1 protein-coding gene is annotated in these 1,325 nt (G+C 60.3%); it reads right to left on the bottom strand.

All coding sequences use genetic code 11. The annotated features are described in order from the left end of the window. The coding region (locus AC1DWA_RS32870; RefSeq protein ID WP_477917589.1) for a condensation domain-containing protein at nt 1–1,325 on the bottom strand (1,325 nt) is incomplete at both ends.

Below are 1,325 nucleotides of genomic sequence, written 5' to 3'. Positions count from 1 at the left end.
ATTACGCTCCGCAGGCTGATCCGGATCCACCGGAACATACCCACCACCAGCCCTGAGCACACCGTAAACCGCAACCAACAAATCAACCGACCGACGAACCGCAACACCCACCAACGACTCCGGCCCCACACCCACCGAAACCAAATACCGCGCAAAACGATTCACCCGAGCATCGAACTCCGCATACGACAGCGACACACCCTCGAACGAGAGCGCCACCGCACCCGGAGACGCCGCCACCTGCGCATCGAACCCATCCAACACCGACACACCCGACACAACCCGAGCCGTGTCATTCCACCCCTCGAGCACCAACGAACGCTCAACAGAATCCAAAACATCAACGTCACCAACAATGGTTGACCGATCAGCAACGACGGCAGCCAGGATGCGTTCGAATCGGGTTGCCATCGAGGCCACCGTCGACTCGTCGAACAGATCCGTCGCGTACGTGAACGTCGCCGCCATCCCGGCCGGGGCACCGGACTCGTCAAACTGCTCGACCAAGGTCAACTGCAGATCGAACTTGGCCGCAACCGCGCCGGTATCGACGCCCGCAACCGTTAGCTCGCCCAACTGCAAAGCGGTCTGGCGTGCGCTCTGGAACGASAGCATCACCTGGAACAACGGATTACGAGCCTGCGACCGCGCCGGATTAAGCACCTCCACCAACCGCTCGAACGGCACATCCGCATGCGCAAACGCACCCAGATCACCCTCACGAACCCGACCCAACAACCCCGAGAACGACTCCGAAGAATCCACCTCCGTCCGCAACACCAACGTATTGACGAACATCCCGATCAAATCATCGAGAACCTGCTCACCACGACCCGCCACCGGAGTACCGATCGCAATATCCGACGTCCCAGACAACCGCGCCAACAACACCGCCAACGCCGCATGCACCACCATGAACAACGACGAATTCGACTCACGCGCAGCGTCACTCAACGACACATGCACATCACGATCAATCACGAACGAATACGCAGCACCACGATTGGACGCCACCGCAGGCCGCGGACGATCCGCCGGCAAATCCAACTGATCCGGCAACCCCGCCAACGCCGACTCCCAGAACCCGATCTGACGCGAAATCAACGACGACGGATCATCTTCCGAACCCAAAGTCTCCCGCTGCCACAACGCATAATCCGCATACTGCACCTCGAGCGGCGCCCACCCCGGAACCTCACCCCGAGAACGAGCCTCGTACGCCACCATCACATCACGCGTCAACGGCCCCATCGACACACCATCACCACTGATGTGATGAACCACCATCGCCAACACGAACTCCGACTCCGACACCGCGAACAACC

It is taken from the genome of Rhodococcus sp. P4_F3_2 (assembly GCF_056401335.1).
This window is presented reverse-complemented; position numbering and strand designations above follow the sequence as displayed.